A 20650-nucleotide genomic window follows, 5' to 3' on the forward strand; every position below is an offset into this window, starting at 1 on the left:
TGAATAAAAAACATAATGTTATGGTTTGTTTGTTATGGTGTTGGTTTAATGGCTTTTCCATTCCCCTGATAAGATTAAGATTCCTTTATAAAAGTTGATCTTATCTTGGCTCATAAAATAAGTCCATGCTTGATCTATCGGATTGTTATTATGATCATACACGGTTACTTTTTCCCTTTGATAATCATTCCAATGAGGCTCTCTATTTTCTTGGTAACCTTCTAGTTGGTCTATTTTTTCTAATGGTGATGAGTCGGGAAAGGTGAGCAAATATCCTTTTACTTTATTTTCACTTTTAATCATAGCTGGATAACCTAAAGATAAAGAATATATATCTCCATGAGTCCAGCATTTTTGTTCTTTAATGGTTTTCAGTGCACAGTATAGATAGTAATTTACTTCTTGGGGTTTGAGAGTACCGTAAACAAAAACGTTCATATTGTTTTAGTGTAATTTGTTTCCTCATATTTCATCCATTACATATTAGCCAATGATTTTTAGAAATCAACCACAAAGTTTGAAAAATACCTATATCAATAGATGCTTTGCTATATAATGATTACCTACTGATTTGCAAAGGGGATTTTTTGATGAGTCAAGGGCGGATAGTCAATGAGTCTGATTATATTTTGGAGGCTACTAATCTATCTAAAAGTTTTGGTGGTTTAAAGGCGGTTGATAAGGCTAGTATCCAAGTTGATAGGGGTACTATTACAGGGTTGATTGGGCCTAATGGCGCTGGAAAAAGCACTTTATTTAATCTTCTTTCTAATTTTTTGGTGGCTGATGAGGGAAAAATTATTTTTGATGGACAGGTTATTAATAATGTGAGTCCCCATCGCATTGCAAGAAAAGGCTTTATTCGCACTTTTCAGGTGGCAAGGGTTTTATCTCGGTTGACGGTGCTGGAGAATATGTTATTGGCAAGTCAAACTCAGAAAGGGGAAAATTTACTGCGGGTTTTTGTGCAACCTCATAAAATTAGACAACAGGAAAGGGAAAGCAAGGAAAAGGCGATCGCAATTTTGGAGTCCGTAGGCTTGTTAGAAAAAGCCCATGATTATGCGGGGGCATTATCTGGGGGGCAGCGAAAATTATTAGAAATGGCTCGAACTTTGATGACTAACCCTAAATTGATTTTATTAGATGAACCAGCAGCGGGGGTTAATCCTACTCTGATTAATCAAATTTGTGAACACATTGTGACATGGAATAAACAGGGCATTTCTTTTTTAATTATTGAGCATAATATGGATGTGATTATGTCTTTGTGTAGCCATGTTTGGGTGTTGGCAGAAGGTGCAAACTTAGCTGATGGTACCCCTGAATTTATCCAGTCTAATGAACAAGTTTTAGAAGCATATTTAGGAGGATAGGGAAAGGAATGGAGAATTTAGAATGAAGAATTTAGAATGACAAGTAATCAAAAATCATTGCCTATTCTGCATTTTCATTACTCCACTTTTTCATCAAAGTCTAATTATGTTGATATTCAATCATGGCAACAGATACTCGTTTATCCTTCAATGTGTTGATAAAGCGATGATTTTCTTGCCATCCTAGTCGATTAAACTGATTTAATTCTCCTTCGGATAAAGCCCAAGGAGGGCCGCCAGGGGCTTCTTCGGTGTCTCGAAGATGGGTCAAAATCAGGAGAGTAGCGGAGGGTTTTGCAAGGGATGAAACGGCTTCCATAACTTGATTTCGCACATCAAGGGGAAGGGCTTGAATGGTGCGACATTCCCAGACAAGGTCAAACTGTTGTTGCCAGCGAGGAGGAAGCTCAAAAATATCAGCGGTAGCATAATCAACGGGGCTATCAGGAAATCTTTGCTTACACCAATTAATAGCAGTGGAGGAAACATCAAAGGCTATTACATCATATCCTGCTTCTGTAAGGGCTTGGGCATCGTCTCCTAACCCACAACCGATGACTATTGCTTGGGGTTTTTCTTTTCCAGTGAGGGGATTATTTTCTAACCATTCTATTAACTGATGACTAGGTTTTTGGGTTGCCCAAGGAATTTGCTCTGGATTGTGATGGGCTTGGGCGTACAATTCCTCAAACCATCCTGATGGTTGATTTTTCTGGAGATGTTTTTCTACTAGGTTTTTGATTTCCATGGTTATTTGTGTTGGGTGGTGATGATGCCATGGGAACACATTTTTGTTATCCACATTTCAAGGTTTGGATCGTTTATTTCTTTGCTAATAGTATCTTTAATCTGGTTAGCCTGTTCTTGATTTTTGCAGAGGGCAAATACGGTGGGACCTGAGCCTGACATCATGGCACCAAGGACATTTTGGGTTTTAAATTTGTCAATCAGGTTTTTGACTTCGGGATATTCGGGCAAGACGCTTTTTTGTAAGTCGTTGTATAGCAGTTTGCCGATTTGTTTTGAGTCTTTATGGGCGATCGCCCGTACCAATTCCCCTGAGTGGACGGCATGGGTGCGCTGACTGACTCCATGGCTATCTTGGACATAGAGATCATGAAATTCTTCTCGGTAGGTTTTGTAAGCCCAAGGGGTAGAAACGCTGATATTACTATATTTTGCCAAAATCACCCAAATATTATCGAGGTGGGGCAACGGCTCAATTTGTTCTCCTCTCCCTGTGGCGATCGCACTTCCCCCTGCAATACAAAAAGGCACATCAGAGCCGAGATAGGTTGCCAAGTCTCTTAATTCAGGTTGGGTTAAGCCTAAACCCCATAATAAATTTATCCCCACCAAAACCGCTGCCGCATTAGTTGAACCTCCTGCCAATCCTGCACACACAGGAATGTTTTTCTCGATATGAATATCGACCCCCCCAAAGTTACTGGCTTGGGTAGGATAATTTTTTTGCATCAACTGCACTGCTTTATAAGCTAAATTGCTGTTATCGAGGGGGACTTGGGGATTTTGACAAAAAACTCGGATTTCTTCTTTTCCATTGGCTCTGATGTCGATAACGTCCCCTAGGGCAACACTTTGCATGATCATTACTAATTCATGGTAGCCATCAGGACGATCGCCTATAATTTCTAAATGAAGATTTATTTTCGCAGGGGCAAATAATGAATAAGATTGCATAACATGAACACTCGACAAAGTTAATAAATAAATTTTATCAAGTCATGGTATTTAATGTATAAAGCAAAAATCACCCCGTGAACTAATCAAGGGTGACTTTCAAGATATATTATGGGCAGAGCGAGACTCGAACTCGCACGACCGAAGCCGCCACATTTTGAGTGTGGTGCGTCTACCAATTTCGCCATCCGCCCTTGGCATGACGCTCACTATTATAACCAACTTTTTGTTCTTCTAGCAAGTTGTAATATTCAGGAGTGCTAGACCAATTTTGGATTGCCTTCGCTCTTAGTATCGGTAAAGGGTGAGTTAGTTGGGCGGTTTGCATATCCTGAAGCATTTCGCCGATGTCCGTATTACTCATCTGTTGATAGTCCTTTACTTGCTCCATAAAAGCATCTAAATTGAGCTTAGAAGCCAAAGAAGGTGAACCCCCTGTTAATTTCATTAATACCGACATGACAATTTTAGGATCTTGAGCCACCAACAACGCTGCGCGATCGCAGGTAAACTCCGCACAACGTAACCATTGCAACAACTGACTTTGCATCGACTGAGCCAAAATACTACCCCAAGTAGGCAACAACCCCGTGGCCAAAACGATTAAATTCGCAAGGGTGAGATATACCCCATGTTCACATTTCAAATGTCCCAACTCATGGGCAATTACCGCTTCCACTTCCTCATCAGTTAAAATTTCTAACAAAGATGTATGAATAACCATAAAAGGCTTTTTACCTCGGATAGCAAGGGTATAAGCATTGGGGACAGGATTTTGTTTTAAATAAAGTTGAGGGGCTTCTATATCAAGGATAGAAGAGGCATTGAGCAAAAGCTGATGGAGATGAGGGAGTTGGTTTTCACTGATTAAAATACTAGAGGCGATATTATTCATGTAAAAAAAATCTTCTGCCACCGAGCCTAAAATTCCCCTCATGGCGATGTCTAGCCCGGGTAACTGCTTTAAATTGGTAGTGGCTTGTAAGTCGAGGGGGTGTCTAAAATCATCTGCTTTTAAACCTATTAATTGAGTTTTCATAGTCATCTTGGCGGTGGGTTATTTTTCTTTTATCTTAACGAAAAGAAGCCATAAACAAGCCGTTATCAAAAGAGCTTTATTGACATTCACACCACGATATATAATAAGCAAATATATTCTGAGAAATAAAAATAGTTACTATCTCTATCCATGGCGGAATTATCACAGGCTATTTCTAGTCATTCTGAGTCTTTAAAAATTACCTTTGCACCCCTATGTGTCGAGGATGTTTATAAATTGGCTGATTCTCCCGAAAATGGAGCCGTAGTTTTAATGAGTGGCACTGTGCGCAATCAAACCGAGGGAAAAACTGTTAAATATTTAGAATATCAAGCCTATGAACCCATGGCCATTAATATTTTTTGTCTAATTTGCGATCGCATTTATAGCCAGTGGAAAGACACAAAAACCATCGTCATCCACCATCGCACGGGTAAACTAGCCATCGGAGATATAAGCGTATTAGTCGCCGTGGGATGTCCCCATCGCACAGAAGCCTTTGAAGCCTGTCGCTACGCCATCGACACCCTCAAGCATAACGCCCCCATTTGGAAAAAAGAACATTTCGCCGACGGTGCCACCAGTTGGGTAAGCATTGGGGCTTGTGAAGAATTTGCACACCAACGAAACATTATTTAATAATCACTATCCGCCACACATATTCCCTTACACTGAATACCATTGGTAGCTGTTCTCTTGCAATGAGGACAAAGAATTTCCTCCTCCTGCTCATTGTTATCTGTAGAATGAATTTCTTGATTTTCTTGGTTATCAATCATTATCAATTGTAAAGATTTGTATCTATTTTCATTCTAGGATAGAGTTTTGCGAAGACGCAACCATCACACTAGGGAAATATCCACCCCTAAAAATGATAAGGATATTCAAGGATGAAAAGTTCTATTGATTGGAAAATTTAGACTCTAACTCAGACTTATCATTAATAATTTCAAAAACCTGTTTCATGTTTGTTAACTCAAACAACATAGTAATTTGTTCACTAAGAGACATGAGAAACAAGCGTCCATTAGCACTTCGTATGCTTTTTAGTGCCTGTACCAAACCTCCCAAACCCGAACTATCCATGAAAGTTACTTTCTTAAAATCCACCAGAATATAAATTATTCCTTCATTAACGAATTGATTAATATTTTGACGAAATTCATTCGCTTTTACACCATCAAAAATTCCTTCAGGCTTTAAAACTTTGATTTTAGGTAGCATTTTTAATTTATAGACACTCTCTATGAGTATTCTAACCAAAATTAACCGCAAAAATCCTTAATTTTTCAGTCCTGTGGTGCCAATACCTTCTATAAACTGTTTCTGCCCCAAAATAAATAGGAAAATCACAGGGATGGTGCTGATAACCACCGCCGCCATTAATAGTGACCAATTACTGGTAAATTGTTCTTGGAAAGATGCAAGGGCTAACTGCACAGTTTTTAATTGAGGATTGCTGGTAAATACTAGGGGCTTAAATAAATCATTCCACTCACCGATAAAGGTGAATAAAAACAGGGTAATCACCGCCGGTTTGGCAAGGGGTAAAAGAATATGCCAAATAATTTGCAGTCGATTGGCACCGTCTAATTCTGCGGCTTGTTCGAGTTCAATGGGTATGGTACGAAAATATTGTCTCATCAAAAAAATGCCAAATCCGTTGGCGGCACTAGGTAAAATCAAAGCCCCATAGGTGTTGATTAAATGTGCATTTCTGAGGATTAAAAAGATCGGAATTACCAATAGTTGAATGGGAATAACTAAGGTGGCAATAATAAGCAGAAGAATAAAGTTTTTGCCTCGAAATTCCATTCTAGCTAAAGCATATCCAGCCAAGGCAGAAGTAACTATTTGGGAAAAAGTAACGGCGATCGCCACTAGAGCCGAATTAAAAAAAGCCAAAACAAAATCTCCCATCTCCCACGCCTGACGATAATATTCAAAAGTAAAACGAAAATCTTGATTCCCCGTCGCCCAAAAAGAAGTATATAAAACCACAAAAAGAGGAGATAAAATAACTATCGCCCCCACCGATAAAATAACAAAACTAATAACTTTAGAAAAACGATTCACCAAAAAATTAATCATCTCAAAAAATTAATCATCTCAAAAAAAATCACTACTGCCAAAAAAATTAAACAAACCTTCTGTTTTAAAATATTAATGTGCCTTGCTCTTACCAATAACCCCTAATTAATCAACACCAAACCAGCTAAAATGAAATATAATCACTGTGGACAGTCATTTTTAGATAGTAATGTTTTATAAAAAGGGTTTAAACTTTGTTCTAAGTTTTTTAATTATAGGTTTTGGATGGGCTAATAGTACATCCGCTCAAGAATCAGATAGCACCTCCGACACTAACATATCAAACTCCAGTCGTGACTTATTATTACGCCCCAGCCAACCCCAAGAAGTACGCATAGAAGGCTTAACTTCCATCACCCTAGAACAAGCCATTGATATAGCCCTAGAAAACAATAGAGACTTACAAAGAGCAAAACTAGAACTACAAAGGTCTAATGAATCTCTAAGAGCTGCCCAAGCCAGAAAAAGAGTATTCGTTGATGGTACTGCTAACGTTACAGAAGATGGTAATCAAAGCCAAGGATTTTTAGGAAATACCAATACTTTTGGAGCAGGGGCAGGGGTTGAAGTTGGCTACAGAATCTCCACCGGGGGACGTATTACCGCCACCATCAACAGAGCCCAAGAAGAAATTAGAGTTAGTGAATTAGAAGTCGATAAAATTAGCCAAGATACCGTATTTACAGTCTCCACTTCTTATTATCAATTACAAAACAGTGACGCTCAGGTAAATATTGCCCAAGCCGCCGTAGAAGATTTTACTCAAACCCTCAGAGACGCTCAACTTTTGGAAAGGGCTGGTTTAGGAACTCGTTTTGATGTATTACAAGCAGAAGTGGATCTTGCCAATGCCAATCAAGCCCTCACTAGAGCTAGGGCGGATCAAAGAAATGCCCGTAGGGAATTAGCCAGAGTTATTGGAGTACCTGAAACCGTAGAATATTCATCCGCCGACGAAGTAGAAGAAAGGGGAGAGTGGGATTTATCTTTAGAAGAAAGTATCGTTTTAGCCTATACAAATAGGGAAGAATTAGACCAAATTTTAGCATTAAGGGAAATTAATCAACAAGATAGAGAAATTGCCCTCTCGGAAAAAAGACCTCAAGTAAATCTGTTTGCTAACTATAATTTTAATACTACCTTTGCCGACAGTCGCCCCGTCAGCACCACTGGCTACAATGATGGTTATAGTATTGGTGCCAGACTACAATGGCGTTTTGTAGATGGAGGAGAAAGTAAAGCCAATGCACAACAAGAAGAAATTTCGACCATTATTGAAGAAAATAATTTTGACGATCGCAAAAGTGCCATTAGATTAGAAGTAGAAACCGCCTTTAATGATTTAATGGCAAACCAAGAAAATATCTCCACCACCGAACAAGCCGCTATCACGGCCACAGAAAGCCTTAGATTAGCTAGATTACGTTTTCAAGCAGGAGTAGGCACCCAAACCGATGTGATCAATGCCCAAAGGGCTTTAACAGAGGCTAGGGGAAATTTTTTACAAGCCATTATCGGTTACAATCAATCCCTAAACAGCCTACAAAGGGCTGTAGGAGAATATGGTTTGGATGGTATTTAGGGCTTGGTGAAAAAGTGGAGTCGTGAGGGTAATTGAGAATTAAGAATAATAAAGTTTTACAATCTCCGTATTTATAATTTTCTTTTTATTTATCCTACCCCCATCACGGATTTCCCAATACCTAACCCTTGACTCCACTACTGGCATCGCTGGGAATAATATATTTTTGTAAAAGGATAAACAAAAGCATCACAGGGGCGATGGAAATAATGGAACCTGCGGCAATTAAACGCCAGTTGAGATCAAGGGAACTAGCAAGGGTTGCCACCCCTAGAGGTAAAGTGTAGTGAGAAGGGCGATCTAGGACAATTAGGGGCCATAAAAAATCACTCCATGCCCCAATAAACACAAAGATAGCAAGGGTAACGATGGCAGGACGAATGGCGGGTAACATAATGTGCCACCAAATACCTAACTCAGTGCAACCGTCAATCCTTGAGGCTTCTTCTAATTCTTTGGGTACTCCTTCAAAGGCTTGTTTTAACAGAAAAATACCGAAAGCTGAGGCAAGGTTGGGTAAAATTACGCCTAAATAACTATTTCTTAAACCAAAGTTAACGGTCAAAATATAAAGGGGAATCATCACAATTTGAAAGGGAATCATGATGGTGGCGACTATGAGGATAAAAATAATTTTTTTTCCTTTAAAGTCTAATCTTGCGAGGGGATAGGCAGCCAATGAACAAAACAAAAGGTTAAAGGTGACTGTTAAAACGGCAACGATTATACTGTTTAAAAGATATGTTTCAAAGGGATAGTTTTGCCAGACTGAAATAAAGTTTTCGAGGGTGAATTGCTCAGGAATAAAGTTGGGGGGGAAACTGAAAATGTCTTCCCCTGCTGATTTGAAAGAAGTCCCTAACAACCATAACAAGGGGAAAAGCATGGCGATCGCAATGAGACTTAAAATCAAATAATAAATAATAATTTTAATTGTTTTCTTCATTCTTTTTAATAGATAAGGTTTCTTAACTGATAGTAAAATTTGTTATGTGTTGCCTAAAATACTCAGCCTAGCTACTATACATAAGGGCAAGAAATAGCCTTATATCTATAAGTAAGTAGGCATAATTAAATCGATTTAGGCAAGGGGTTTAAACCCCTTGTTTATAAGAGTCTTAATAAAATAAGAGCTATAATTAATTGCGCCAACCTACTTAGTAAATAGAAATTTAAGTATCTTTTTTATTTATTGTAAGCAGAATCATTGATTATTAATCCTTAGAAAATTATTACTGAAATAAGGTTACTTCCTCAAATCAATTTGATCAATTCAAGTAATCTAAATATTCTTAGCATAAAGATATTTCCTCCGCACAATAGAGGTAAAGATAAAACAAATATTAAAAATTAAGTAAATTTTGACCCAAAATAATGAATTTGAGTTAAAAGTTAAGGTGAAAAGGATTTTAATTAGGCTATAAAATTAATATGAAGTTAAAAGACAGAGTAGCAATAGTCACTGGAGGCTCTAAAGGAATTGGTAAAGGAGTCGCGGAGGTATTTTGTGATGAAGGTGCGAAAGTGGTAATTGTTGCCAATGGAGCTAAAGACGGAGAAGAAACTGTAGCTCAAATAAAAGCCAAGGGTGGAGATGCTACTTTTATGAAATGTGATGTTTCCAATGAAGAAAATGTTCAAGCAGTTGTCAATGAAACCATTGAACTATACACTCACATCGATATATTAGTAAATAACGCGGGCATTGGTACTTATAAATCAATCTTAGACTGTACCAGTGAAGAGTGGGACAGATGTTTAGCCGTTAACCTCAAAGGATATTTTCTCTTCTCAAAATATTGTATTCCCCATATGCAAGCTATTGGGAAAGGTTCTATCATTAACATGTCTTCTGTTCATGCCCACGCATCTGCTAAAGGTACAGCCCCTTATTGTGCCTCTAAAGGAGCAATTACTGCCCTAACTCGTAATATGGCTCTGGATTATGGTCCTGTTATCAGGGTAAATGCGATCGCCCCTGGATGGGTGCTAACCCCCCTTATTGAAGATTTATTCAACAGCTATGATGATCCCATCGCAGTAAAAAAAGAAATAGAAGAGCGCCAAGTAATGAAACGAATCGGCACCCCAGAAGACATTGGTCATGCCTGTACCTTCCTTGCGAGCGATCAAGCCTCTTTCATCACAGGAACCCAACTTTTCGTTGATGGAGGACTAACCGCCATCCTAGAAGATTGGTAATAACTAACACTTAGAATCTACACCACATCACTCTTCTCTCTCCATCAAATATTGAGTGAGATTAATAATAATCTCACTGTCTCCAGTTCCACTCAAGCTACCAAAAGAAAACCTATTTATATTTTCTAACCCTTAAAAAACTATCATGTACACCCACGGCAGAAAACAAGACTGTAGAATATCCCTCGACTACACTTACAAAGGAATGCGTGTCGCATTTCTAGAAAATGATTTCATTAGAGTTGGTGTTTTAATAGATAAAGGTGGTGATATTTTTGAATTTACCTACAAACCAAAAGATATAGACTTCCTTTGGCAATCCCCTATCCCCATGCGTAGCCCCTTCGTTTCTACAAGTGCCCTAGCCGAAGGAGCATATCATGACTACTACTATGGTGGGTGGCAAGAAATTTTACCCTCCGCAGGATGGTCATCAGAACCCTACAAAGGAACCTATCAAGGATTACACGGAGAAGTATCCCTATTACCCGTATCCGCTCAAATAGTTACTGATACCCCAGAGTTAATCACATTAAAAACCGAAGTTACTCTCTATAGATCACCCCTAAAATTAGAAAAGCACCTATCCTTAAAAAAAGGCATCCCGGCCCTATTCATTAAAGAAAAACTAACCAATACCTCACCCCATGACTTTGAAATTATGTGGGGACATCACCCCGTTGTCGGAGAGCCATTTCTCGACTCCAGTTGTGTCGTTCAGGCCCCCGCCAAAAAAGTAGAAGCCATGGCATATCATCCCAATGGTTTATGGGAAACAGATCAAGAATTTGATTTTCCCCAAGCTAAAAATCGCCGCACAGGAAAAATGCAAGATGTCACCAATATTTTAGGAAAAGACTCAAAATCTGTGGATGTCTTATTTTTAAAAGAGCTTGAAGAAGGCTGGTATGGTATCAATAACCATAACCTTAACCTCGGCGTAGGAATGGCATGGGACCACAACTTATTCAAATACATTTGGATGTGGCAAGTCTATGAAGGTCATGACGACTATCCTTGGTATGGTAGAACCTATAACCTAGGAATAGAACCATTCACCAGTTATCCCCCCGCAGGTATTGATACCGCTATTAAAAACGGTAGTTCCTTAAAAATGAATCCCCACCAAATAATCGAAACAGACTTAGTCACCGTTGCCTACGAGGCTACACAAATAAAAAAAATTACCCTAGACGGTGTTGTTCATGTCTAACACTCACTTGAATAATCAATGAATACCTAATAAATAATTATGAAAATAGGAATTATCGGAGCATCCAAAGGAGTTGGTTACAGTCTTCTAACCCTTGCCCTAGAAGAAAATCACCAAGTGTCAGCCCTTCTCAGAAATCCAAGCAAGATTACCATTGAAAACCATAATCTCAATATTATTAAAGGAAACATTCGTGACCCAGAAGCGGTTCAATCCATCGTCAAAAATCAAGATGCAATCTGTATTTGTATTGGTATTCCTCCCACCCAAAAACCCGTAGATGTCTTTTCTATCGGTGCAAAAAATGTCTTACAAGCTATGGCATCAGAATCATCTCATCAGAAATTAATCTCCGTCAGTGGTATAGGAGCAGGAGAAACAAAAGGACATGGAGGCTTTTTATACGATCGCATCTTAAACCCCCTACTACTCAAAACAATCTACCAAGATAAAGATCGACAAGAAGAAATCATAAAAAAAAGTAACGTAGATTGGTTAATTGTTCGCCCTGGCTTCCTCACAGACGGTCAAAGAACCCAAAAATATCAAGTAATTGAGGATTTAACAGGAATTAAAGCAGGAAACATCTCCCGTTCAGACGTAGCCGACTTTATCCTCAAACAACTAACAAACCCCACCCACTTTGGCAAAACCCCCCTAATAACCTATTAGAATATTTCGTTTTTTAAAGAAAAAATAAAAAAATATTTTGTATTAGAAAAAACACATTAAAATTTAGTATCAGCATAAATAAAAAGGAATTCAACCATATGAATCTAGAATTGTCCTTGTATGTCAGTAACGTCAACAACACCTTCGGGGTTGGACCAGTCGTTTTAATTAGTCTTGATGGAGACTTAAACATCGCCTCCGCAGCCCCAAACTTTGAAGCCGGTACATTTTATTCAAGTATCTTAGAATACGATGCTACCACGGGAGAATTTATCAGAGACTTTGTACCCCAAGGCACAGAAGTAGAGTCAGACTTTGGGGTATTTGCCCGAGCCTTTGCCCAAAGATTTCAAAATCAAGAATCGATTTTCTTTTCCTCTGGTATCACCTTCAAAGATGGCATTCTCTACGCCAACGATCAAGGCTATCAAGTGAATGCCAACGATCCCGAAAATACCCGATATGGCAGAATTGTTAAATATGACGCCACCACAGGAGAATTTTTAGGGGAATTTATTTCTGGTTTTGACCTAACTGCGAATGGTTTGAACTTCCCAGAGGACTTATTATTTGGATCTGATGGAGACTTATACATTAGCGGACTCGGTGGCGGTGGAGTTCAAAGATTTGATGGTGAAACAGGTGCTTATAAGGAGACTATTCTTGAAACAAATCCTTTTACTGACAGAGACTTAATTGCTGCTGGTTTAAATTTTGGACCTGATGGTAATTTATACATTAGTAGCGTTCTAAACGATAACAGCATCATACGTTACAATTTAGAAACAAAAGAAGTTGACCAGTTCATTTCTCCCGAATTTGCCCCTCAAATTCCTTCCGGGTCTACCTTTACCCCTGATGACAGACTATTCCTCAATGGTACTTTTGTCAGTCTTGATGGTAGTCCTGTAACCGTTCAACAGTTTGATGCACTCACTGGACAAGCAGAAGGTTTTTTTGTACCCCCTACTAATAATGGAGGGTTAACTTCTGCTTCAAGAATGGTTTTTGATGGGGAAGGAAATTTGTATGTTAGTGACTTTAATGGTAGTCAGATAGTTAAATTTGACTCCAATGGAAATCCTGTGGATGGAGGAATATTTGTTCCTTCTGGTAGCGGAGGTTTGAATAATCCAGGAGGTATTGCTTTCTCCGAGCCTTCTGTAGCCTTAGTTCCCGACAATGAAGTTTCTTTGCTTGAGACCCTCTTTAGTAGAACCTCAAGTTCTGGTGGTAGTTCATCACCATCATTAGTACCTGCTGGATTTGACAGCTCTTTTGAAGCAGAAACTACTCCTCTAGTGGCTAGTAGTAGTTTTCTTGGCTAAATCATAACTACTCAAAATAAAGGGCAAACTTTAAAAAGTTGCCCTTTATTTTTACTAATAGTGTTTGGTTTTATTAAATTACTTTTGATTAATATGTAAAACGCTATCTCTTATCATTTCCGCTTCATCAGAAGCTAACCACGAGGTAAATTGTCCGATTTGCTTTGGCGTAATCCAATTAGGTTCACTATAGGCTTCCATGACCTTAGTTTTAACCATACCTTGAATAATAACTTCATTAATTCTAACTCCGCTTCCCTTCATCTCTGCCATGACGATTTTTGCCATCATTAGTTGTCCTGCCGCCGTTATACCCACTGGACTAACATTAGGTAAGGGAACTTCTGCCGCTGTACCCCCTAAAAGAGTATAGGAACTTCCTTCAGTTTTTGCTAAAACAGGTAGAAAAGTTTTAGCACAGAGAAAATGAGAAGTTAGATTACTATTCAAGTATTGTTCCCAAGTAGCTAAATCAAGCTCTGTTAATGGTTTATTTCCTGTCCACCAACTCCCAAGAGACACTAGTACACCGTCTAAATGTCCAAATTTCTCTAATAATTCATTTTTGAGCTTTTCTGCTCCTTCCAATGTTCCGATATTGCCCACCATTGGAACAAATTTGTCTGTTGCTAAATCTCCTAATGATTGGGCTAATTTATCCAAAGATTCTTTTCTTCTCGAAGGAACAATAACTGTCGCTCCTTTTTCTAAAAATACAGGTACAACCCCCTCACCAACATTTCCTGAACCACCTGCAATTAGTATGATTTTGTTATCTAGGTTTGCCATTTTTTTTCTATTTATTCTATAGCTTTCTTTAATTATCTTATAGCTAATCACTATTTGTTACTACTAAATTTTAAAGAAATTATTAAAAATAAATTTTAAAGAAATTATTAAGATTATTGTGGTAATATATTGGCATTGAAAATGTTTTAAGTTTTAAATAAATTGAAATAAGTACGTTATGACACTTAATACTAAAAGTACTGTTGCTCAAGATATACAGAGAATTCATTTTGTCTTGACCTACGCTATAGGAAATAGTATAGATGAATGCTTAGAATTACAAGAGAATAATTGTGATATTGATGAGCAAAAAAAAGAGGGATTTATTAATTATTTGAAAAGTTTAGTTAATTTGTTTCATTCTCATCACACAGTAGAAGATGATAAGATTTTTCCCTTTTTTAAAAGTTCTAATTTTTCGATGCCCTACGAAAATTTAGCAAAGCAACATGAGGATTTAATACCTTTATTAGACAGTTTAGAAAGTTCCATTGAGCAATTAAATAGTGATTTCAGTAATGTAGAGAATATTGAATTTGTTAAGATATGTTTGCAACATATTCAGAGTGCTTGGGATGAACATTACAAATTAGAAGAGGAGTATTTGAATGATGAAAATATTGCTCAGTTAATTAGTTTAGAAGAACAAGGAAAATTATGTCTTGAGTTTGGTCAATATGCAGGAAAACATATTAATCCTGATTATTTAGTAATTCCTTTTATTTTATTTAATTTACCTACCCAGGAAAGAGAAGTTATGGCAGAGGTTTTTCCTCCAGTGATTACTCAGGAATTAATTCCTAATCAATGGAAGGATAAATGGCAATCAATGAGTCCTTTTTTACGGATTAATAAAGATTTAGGGTAGAAAAAAATTATGTCAGTTAACTTAAATCACCAAGAATGGTTAATAAAGCAACAGGTAGCAAAATTTGCGGATGCTGTTAACCTCAGAAATAAAAATTTATTTACTTCTTTATGGCTACCTGACGGAATCTGGAAATTGAATCCTCCGATGAATATGACGGTGACAGGTAAGGATAATATTGGTAATCTTTTTGCTGATTTGCTCGATAAATGGGAATTTTTTGTACAGATGGTACACACAGGAGTTGTGGAAATTCAAGGTGAAAAGGCGATCGCCCGTTGGTGTATGAGCGAAATAGGGAGAAGTCATCAAGGAAAAGGATTTCAAAACTATGGAATCTACCAAGACCAACTTATTTGGCGAGATAATCAATGGTTATTTTTAGAGCGAACCTATCATTTTTCGTACATAGAAGAACCACAACTCCTAGGAAATGCTTTCCCGTTGCCCCAAGTTTTTTAAGAACTGAAAGCATCAATACCTTGAACAGTGTCCATAAAATCTCGCATTCCTTTAATCTTTCCATTTTCTACCGTCCACACTGCAACCAAATCATTTTCATATTCCTTTCCTGTCGAAATTGCAACCCCTTTCATCTTGCCGATAACTATGACCTTATTCTTATCGGCGAGAAACTCCTGTAATTCAAAGCCTTTAACCTGCACAGTATCATGCATTACTTGAAAAAATTTCGTTACTTCTTCCTTTCCTTTCCATTTGCCACCAAAAGGAACAACATTTCGAGGATGGGGCATATCCCACTCCGCATCATCCGTAATCATACTAAGAACCGTTGGGATATCTCCTTTACCTAGAGCTCCATAAAAGTCTTGAACAACTTTCAGGTTATCATTTTTATTTTCTATTTTATTTGAATTAGTCATAATAAATAAACTTTTGAATCAGTAATACTTCAGATCTTTCTAAAAGATAACACAAAAAATATAGCTTGTTTTCACCATAAATTTTGTAAAAAATAAATAATTGGGTTCTTACTTTCAAAGTAACCAGTAAACTTTTATAAAATTGAAACCATAATAGAATATTGAGTGTATAGAATAGAATATTTATAGGTAAAGATTAATTTCAAAGGAAGTTTTTCCTTACAATGTTTTACAGATTACAACCCTACACCTAATCCTTGAGAGAGAAAACATAACTATCAAACCTATGAAATAAAGTCTTTTTTTAAAGAGTAAACTTGACCATGTTTCTTTCAATAAGTCCATAGGATTCATGCAGATCTTGCAGGTAAATCACTTGCAATAAAGTGATACAAAACTTATTTTTTCTTAACGTTTAAATAACATTGTCTTAACATTTTTTTAATGCGAAAAAAGAAAAAAACTGTTCTATCATTATAGCCAGAGTTGTAGATAACTTTCAGCATTCAATATTTATCAAAAACGAGGTTAATATGTCCGAACAAAAATCAGCAAATAGAGAAACCTGTGAAAAAATGTTTTCATCTATGTTGGCTCAAGATTGGAATTCTTTTCAAGACTGTTTAACAGATGACGTATTCTACCGTATTGGTTCAGGAGAGGAAATAAAAGGCAAAGAAAATGTCGCCAAAACTCTTCAAGGACTGTACTCTCAAGTAGAAATGCAAGCTCCAGACGTCAGACAGGTTCTTGATTTACCAGATTCTGACCAAGTTATTTTTGAATTTGAAGCACACTATAAATACTTAGCAGATAATTCAATTTTGAACTTTGCCTGTACAGACGTTCTCAGAATGAAAGACAACAAAGTGAATGAATGGCGTGTTTATGTTGATATGAAACCTTACTATGATAAACAAGCATAAAAGGTAAGTAAGTATGAATATGCTCAGATTCTTTCCTCCCCACTGAAAAGAAATCTGAGCGAAAGTCCAAGTAATATTTTGAGATAAAGTTAGAGTTTATGACATACAACAATGCAGTATTAGATGATCAAGAGCTACAAGCAGGATTAAAAAGTATTAATCCTAAATTTGGTGATTTTTGTACTCGAGTAGCAGGAGAGGCTTGGGGTTTACCGCTGATAGACCAAAAAACCAAAGCTTTAATAACCATTGCCATTGACGTCGTCAATCAAGATCAGACAGGACCAGGTAATCCCTTTGGAGCCCACGTAAACATGGCCATGAAGCAAGGAGCAACAAAAGAAGAGATAGAAGAACTACTACTTTTTATGTGTGTTTATGCTGGTTTTAATAAAGCAGCAGGTTGTTTTGGGGTACTAGAAGAAATGTTTGCTGAGTAGTTTTGATTGTCAATCATCATGATTTGAAAATGGAGTAAAAAATTAAACGATGCCGCAAAAAAAAAGAACCAATTACTATAAGGATCTATCCGCTAATTACTCTCGTCCTGGTTTAATTTCCCCTGAATTGGGAGCTAAATTAGTCGCTGAAGCTGAAAGAATAGTCAGCCTTAAAGAAAGTACCTTACCTGAAATTGATGCTGATTATACCTTAGAGCAAATTGAGCAAGAGAATAAAGATTGGTGGCCAACCCACTGTGAGGCTCTTAGACAAGGAAGGGGAGACATTCTGACGGAAGAGTACAGAGAAGATTTAATTTATTTTTGTCAAGATGGTCCTTATTATGGTTTAGATGAGCAAAAAGAGAGGGAGAAACACTGGTGGGCATTAATTGCTCAGCCAGGTGTAACCATGTGTTGGCCAATTGTGATGTTCTCGGGAGAACATACTTTCTTTGAATGGAAATGTATTGATTTAGAAACTAATGAAACCCTTGCCAAGGGCAATGTAACTTGGGTTCGTCGGGGTCATCGGGGGGCGTGTTATCTCAAAACTGAGCAGTTAACTTTTTATCGAGATGTGTTTGCCCCTGAGTCATTAATTGAGTTAATCACTACGGCTTAATTTCAGGTCAATCTAAAAAATAAAGAAGAAATAGTTTCTAGTAAATTTTGAGGATAAAATTAATGGTATCAATGGATTATTCAAGTCGAGATCAACAAGGTAAAGTTTCTTTTTATGTACTGCTTTGGAAAAGAAAGGGTATATCGGTAGAATTATTTGATAATTATTGGAAAGATGTTCATGGTCCTGTGTGCGCTCGTTTACCAGGACAGCATCAGTATTGGCAGTTTCATGTGGCTCATAATGAAGGGGGCTTCTGGTATATGCCCGATGATCCCATCAATACATCCGCTCCCGAAGAACAGTTTGATGGAATTGCAGAATTGACCTTTACTTCCCCTACCCAAAGAGAAACTTGGTTTAAGGCCGCTGGTATCTTGATGGATGATGAGCATAATATATTTAGTAAGGCGATCGGGTATAATACGAACCCAGGTAATTCCATTACTTATGTGGATAAAATTCCTGATGGTTGTCCTAATGGAGAGCAAGATATACTTAAGTATCATGTGATGATACGCAAGGCTGACGGGGTAGGGGTTGCTGAATTTAGAAGGTTTATGAAGGAACGTTTGGTTCCAGTTTTCTCTAGTAGCCCTCAAATTACTAAATGTCGCCTGCATCTATTTGAGGAAATTGATAGTTCTCGTCCTTCTGCAGGACAAGTAATTCATAGCGAAATACCCGGTCAACAATATCATGCTGCTTTAGAGATTGCTTTTGCCAATCAGCTAGATGCCGCTTTATTTTTAGAATCGAACTCCTATCAAAATTTAGCTCAAGAATCTCGTCCATATATTAAGGATTTTAAACCTTTTCCCCAAAGAACTGCGTATACTTTTGTTCATGATGACAAGATAACTTTGGCAGGACAAAGAAGTTCTTTTGTTGCTGATTTAATTACCCGTATCGGTGCTTCTAATCAGGTTAAACAAAATATTATTAGTTTGATGATGGGGGATGGAAAATCGGCGTATGGGGATGGGGGCAGTACTAGCGAAATTATCCCCGGAAAAAGAACTGAGTTAGTTCAGGCTTTATTTTCTCGGGGAGAGGCTTTTGATTCTCAAGGATTTATCGAATTTTTTACAGATGCACCAGTATATCAGTTTGGTAATTTTGAGCCTTGCCTAGATAAGGGTGCTATTTTTGAATCCGTTAAGTATTTCTTTAGCCAAGTTTCTGCTCTGTATCATGAAATCAAAATGATGTGGGAAGTGGGCAGTACGGTTTTTGTAGAAATGGACGTGACTTATTGGCGTAAGGATGGTAGTGAAGTTACTTTACCTTGTTTTGATATTTGTCGCTTTGAGGGAGAAAAGTTGGCAGAGTTGAGGATATTTATGGATGCCAATCCTGTGGGAGATTCGAGTATTCCTATTTCTGATACTTCTTCCGTGATGACTTTGGCTAACCAACAACGTTATCAACCAGCAGATATAATGAAGCGATTCTTCATTGAAAATCCTCTCGGCAAAAAAAGAGTTTTACAAGGTCATACGCCTAAGTGGGCGATCGCAGGACCTCGTTGGTCGGCAACTGACACCCGTACCCCCTTCAACAGTGGCACCAATAACCCTCCATCAGGATTATTAGAAACTATGCCAGGACGTAAAACAGAAATCGTCACCGCCTTATTTGCCCGAGGAGAGGCTTTTGACTCCCAAGGATTTACCGAGTTTTTTGTGGATAATCCTGTGTATCAATTTGGTAATTTTGAACCTTGCCTAGATAAGGGTGCTATTTTTGAATCCGTTAAGTATTTCTTTAGCCAAGTTTCCGCCCTATATCATGATATTAAAATGATGTGGGAAACGGGAAACACAGTTATTGTGGAAATGGATGTTATGTATTGGCGTAAAGACGGGAGTTTAGTGACTCTACCCTGTGCTGATATTTTCCGCTTTGAAGGGGAAAAAGTTGCTGAACTAAGGATATTTATGGACGCTAACCCTGTGGGTAATGCCAGTATTCCCGTTAGCGATACTTCTTCTATCATGACTCTCAAAGAAGGTTCTCGATATAAATCAACTGATGTGATGAAGAAGTTTTTTACCGAACATCCCCAAGGACAAGAAAGAGTCAGACAAGGGTTTGTACCAAAATGGGCGATCGCCGGTCCCCGTTGGTCTGTCACTCCCGAAAACCAATATATTCCCATTTCTAACAATAACGGTCATGATAACGGTAATAACAATTTTAATTGGCAACAACTGAGAAATTACCTTAAAGGATTAAATATAAGTGACTTAGTCCAAATGTTGTCATCAGAGGAAAACCCCTGAGAGCAACAGGAGAATCCACCACAAAATGAACCAATCTCACCTCAACCACACTCCCTCAATATGATAGAAAGAATTTTTCACTTTAATATCAACTGTAGCAACCTTGAGCGTGCTTTGGACTTCTATAAAAAATTAGGGTTTCAAGTAATTCTCGATTTTGGAGAAGGGATGGAAAGTAAAGAGATGGCTGAAGCCTTTGGTATGGAAGTCGCAGATATCAGAGGAGTTCATCTCCGACTAGGCAATAATCCTAGCGCAACCCGTATAGATCTTTTGGAATTTAAAAATCCTACTCCCACAGGACAACCATATCCCCATCTATATCACACAGGGATCGCTCGGATGTGTCTAAAAACCACTGATATTGAGGCTGACTATCAAAACTTAAAAAATCAGGGTATTGAATTTATTTCGGAACCCAAATTACTGCCCGGTACTACTGTAAAAATTGTTTGCTTTAAAGATCCTGACGGTACTTTTATCGAGCTACTAGAAGGAGATTTTTAGCATAAATGAACTCCCACGATTTTCAGAAAGGATTAAGAATTGTTAAATTCTACCCTTCAAAATATGGGAGTTCACTAGAATTCCAACAATAATACTTTTCAACCGTAAACATAAAGAGCTAT

General features: G+C 37.7%; 24 protein-coding genes and 1 tRNA gene. 14 read left to right on the forward strand and 11 right to left on the reverse strand.

Annotated features, from left to right (window positions below; all coding sequences use genetic code 11):
- Positions 1–45 precede the first annotated feature (45 nt).
- The gene (locus tag AA637_RS10590) at positions 46–438 is read right to left on the reverse strand and encodes a gamma-glutamylcyclotransferase family protein (protein ID WP_446682726.1); all 393 of its coding nucleotides are present in this window, start codon (positions 436–438) and stop codon (positions 46–48) included.
- 152 nt (positions 439–590) lie between these two features.
- On the opposite strand from AA637_RS10590, the gene AA637_RS10595 reads away from it, so the two are divergent.
- The gene (locus AA637_RS10595) at positions 591–1376 is read left to right on the forward strand and encodes an ABC transporter ATP-binding protein (protein ID WP_446682727.1); all 786 of its coding nucleotides are present in this window, start codon (positions 591–593) and stop codon (positions 1374–1376) included.
- A 100-nt stretch (positions 1377–1476) separates the two neighbouring features.
- On the opposite strand, the gene AA637_RS10600 is transcribed toward AA637_RS10595, so the two are convergent.
- The 4 genes from AA637_RS10600 to AA637_RS10615 form a co-directional block, all read right to left on the reverse strand.
- The gene (locus tag AA637_RS10600) at positions 1477–2124 is read right to left on the reverse strand and encodes a class I SAM-dependent methyltransferase (protein WP_446682728.1); all 648 of its coding nucleotides are present in this window, start codon (positions 2122–2124) and stop codon (positions 1477–1479) included.
- A gap of 2 nt (positions 2125–2126) precedes the next feature.
- Positions 2127–3077, reverse strand: coding sequence for a 4-(cytidine 5'-diphospho)-2-C-methyl-D-erythritol kinase (gene ispE, locus AA637_RS10605; RefSeq protein WP_446682729.1), 951 nt, complete (start codon positions 3075–3077; stop codon positions 2127–2129).
- A gap of 112 nt (positions 3078–3189) precedes the next feature.
- A tRNA-Leu gene (locus AA637_RS10610) sits at positions 3190–3271 on the reverse strand.
- Positions 3250–4116: a M48 family metallopeptidase gene (locus AA637_RS10615; protein ID WP_446682730.1), complete on the reverse strand. Its 867-nt coding sequence runs from the start codon at positions 4114–4116 to the stop codon at positions 3250–3252. Before AA637_RS10615 ends, AA637_RS10610 begins: the two co-directional genes overlap by 22 nt.
- A 150-nt stretch (positions 4117–4266) precedes the next feature.
- Between AA637_RS10615 and AA637_RS10620 the strand changes: the two genes are divergently transcribed.
- A complete protein-coding gene (locus AA637_RS10620) occupies positions 4267–4755 on the forward strand; it encodes a molybdenum cofactor biosynthesis protein MoaE (protein ID WP_446682731.1) in 489 nt (162 codons plus the stop codon).
- Here the strand turns inward: AA637_RS10620 and AA637_RS10625 are convergent.
- The 3 genes from AA637_RS10625 to AA637_RS10635 all read right to left on the reverse strand — a co-directional run bounded on the left by AA637_RS10625 (position 4752) and on the right by AA637_RS10635 (position 6207).
- On the reverse strand, positions 4752–4895 hold the full coding sequence (locus AA637_RS10625) for a hypothetical protein (RefSeq protein ID WP_446682732.1): 144 nt from the start codon (positions 4893–4895) through the stop codon (positions 4752–4754). The genes AA637_RS10620 and AA637_RS10625 overlap by 4 nt on opposite strands.
- A gap of 121 nt (positions 4896–5016) precedes the next feature.
- A complete protein-coding gene (locus AA637_RS10630) occupies positions 5017–5340 on the reverse strand; it encodes an STAS domain-containing protein (protein WP_069789841.1) in 324 nt (107 codons plus the stop codon).
- Between the two features lie 57 nt (positions 5341–5397).
- On the reverse strand, positions 5398–6207 hold the full coding sequence (locus tag AA637_RS10635; RefSeq protein ID WP_446682733.1) for a carbohydrate ABC transporter permease: 810 nt from the start codon (positions 6205–6207) through the stop codon (positions 5398–5400).
- Positions 6208–6376: 169 nt separating this feature from the next.
- Here AA637_RS10635 and AA637_RS10640 point away from each other — a divergent pair, with 169 nt between their 5' ends.
- Positions 6377–7789, forward strand: coding sequence for a TolC family protein (locus tag AA637_RS10640; RefSeq protein ID WP_446682734.1), 1413 nt, complete (start codon positions 6377–6379; stop codon positions 7787–7789).
- Positions 7790–7910: 121 nt separating this feature from the next.
- On the opposite strand, the gene AA637_RS10645 is transcribed toward AA637_RS10640, so the two are convergent.
- Positions 7911–8735 (reverse strand): carbohydrate ABC transporter permease, encoded by an 825-nt coding sequence (locus AA637_RS10645; RefSeq protein WP_446682735.1) that lies wholly within the window; start codon positions 8733–8735, stop codon positions 7911–7913.
- 485 nt (positions 8736–9220) lie between these two features.
- Here AA637_RS10645 and AA637_RS10650 point away from each other — a divergent pair, with 485 nt between their 5' ends.
- From AA637_RS10650 to AA637_RS10665, 4 genes are all read left to right on the forward strand, one after another.
- Entirely contained in the window at positions 9221–9991 is a 771-nt protein-coding gene (locus AA637_RS10650; RefSeq protein ID WP_446682736.1) for an SDR family NAD(P)-dependent oxidoreductase, read from the forward strand.
- 205 nt (positions 9992–10196) lie between these two features.
- Positions 10197–11204 carry a DUF4432 family protein gene (locus AA637_RS10655; RefSeq protein WP_446682737.1) on the forward strand — a complete coding sequence of 336 codons (1008 nt, stop codon included), beginning with the start codon at positions 10197–10199 and terminating at the stop codon, positions 11202–11204.
- 39 nt (positions 11205–11243) lie between these two features.
- Positions 11244–11876, forward strand: coding sequence for an NAD(P)-dependent oxidoreductase (locus AA637_RS10660; RefSeq protein WP_446682738.1), 633 nt, complete (start codon positions 11244–11246; stop codon positions 11874–11876).
- 98 nt (positions 11877–11974) lie between these two features.
- Positions 11975–13204 (forward strand): Vgb family protein, encoded by a 1230-nt coding sequence (locus tag AA637_RS10665; protein ID WP_446682739.1) that lies wholly within the window; start codon positions 11975–11977, stop codon positions 13202–13204.
- Between the two features lie 78 nt (positions 13205–13282).
- Here the strand turns inward: AA637_RS10665 and AA637_RS10670 are convergent, their stop codons facing one another.
- Positions 13283–13993, reverse strand: coding sequence for an SDR family NAD(P)-dependent oxidoreductase (locus tag AA637_RS10670; RefSeq protein WP_446682740.1), 711 nt, complete (start codon positions 13991–13993; stop codon positions 13283–13285).
- 178 nt (positions 13994–14171) lie between these two features.
- Between AA637_RS10670 and AA637_RS10675 the strand changes: the two genes are divergently transcribed.
- On the forward strand, positions 14172–14861 hold the full coding sequence (locus AA637_RS10675; RefSeq protein WP_446682741.1) for a hemerythrin domain-containing protein: 690 nt from the start codon (positions 14172–14174) through the stop codon (positions 14859–14861).
- Positions 14862–14870: 9 nt separating this feature from the next.
- On the forward strand, positions 14871–15323 hold the full coding sequence (locus tag AA637_RS10680) for a nuclear transport factor 2 family protein (protein ID WP_446682742.1): 453 nt from the start codon (positions 14871–14873) through the stop codon (positions 15321–15323).
- Here AA637_RS10680 and AA637_RS10685 read toward each other — a convergent pair.
- Positions 15320–15745, reverse strand: a complete 426-nt coding sequence (locus tag AA637_RS10685) for a nuclear transport factor 2 family protein (RefSeq protein ID WP_069789851.1) — start codon at positions 15743–15745, stop codon at positions 15320–15322. The two genes, AA637_RS10680 and AA637_RS10685, sit on opposite strands and share 4 nt — an antisense overlap.
- A gap of 533 nt (positions 15746–16278) precedes the next feature.
- On the opposite strand from AA637_RS10685, the gene AA637_RS10690 reads away from it, so the two are divergent.
- The 5 genes from AA637_RS10690 to AA637_RS10710 all read left to right on the forward strand — a co-directional run bounded on the left by AA637_RS10690 (position 16279) and on the right by AA637_RS10710 (position 20528).
- On the forward strand, positions 16279–16671 hold the full coding sequence (locus AA637_RS10690) for a nuclear transport factor 2 family protein (protein ID WP_069789852.1): 393 nt from the start codon (positions 16279–16281) through the stop codon (positions 16669–16671).
- A gap of 98 nt (positions 16672–16769) precedes the next feature.
- A complete protein-coding gene (locus AA637_RS10695) occupies positions 16770–17111 on the forward strand; it encodes a carboxymuconolactone decarboxylase family protein (protein WP_069789853.1) in 342 nt (113 codons plus the stop codon).
- A 49-nt stretch (positions 17112–17160) separates the two neighbouring features.
- Complete coding sequence (locus AA637_RS10700) at positions 17161–17736, forward strand: hypothetical protein (RefSeq protein ID WP_446682743.1); 576 nt, start codon at positions 17161–17163, stop codon at positions 17734–17736.
- 71 nt (positions 17737–17807) lie between these two features.
- The gene (locus AA637_RS10705) at positions 17808–20021 is read left to right on the forward strand and encodes a nuclear transport factor 2 family protein (RefSeq protein WP_446682744.1); all 2214 of its coding nucleotides are present in this window, start codon (positions 17808–17810) and stop codon (positions 20019–20021) included.
- Between the two features lie 60 nt (positions 20022–20081).
- Entirely contained in the window at positions 20082–20528 is a 447-nt protein-coding gene (locus AA637_RS10710) for a VOC family protein (protein ID WP_446682745.1), read from the forward strand.
- Positions 20529–20650: the final 122 nt, after the last annotated feature.

It is taken from the genome of Cyanobacterium sp. HL-69 (genome assembly GCA_002813895.1).
Classification (GTDB): domain Bacteria; phylum Cyanobacteriota; class Cyanobacteriia; order Cyanobacteriales; family Cyanobacteriaceae; genus Cyanobacterium.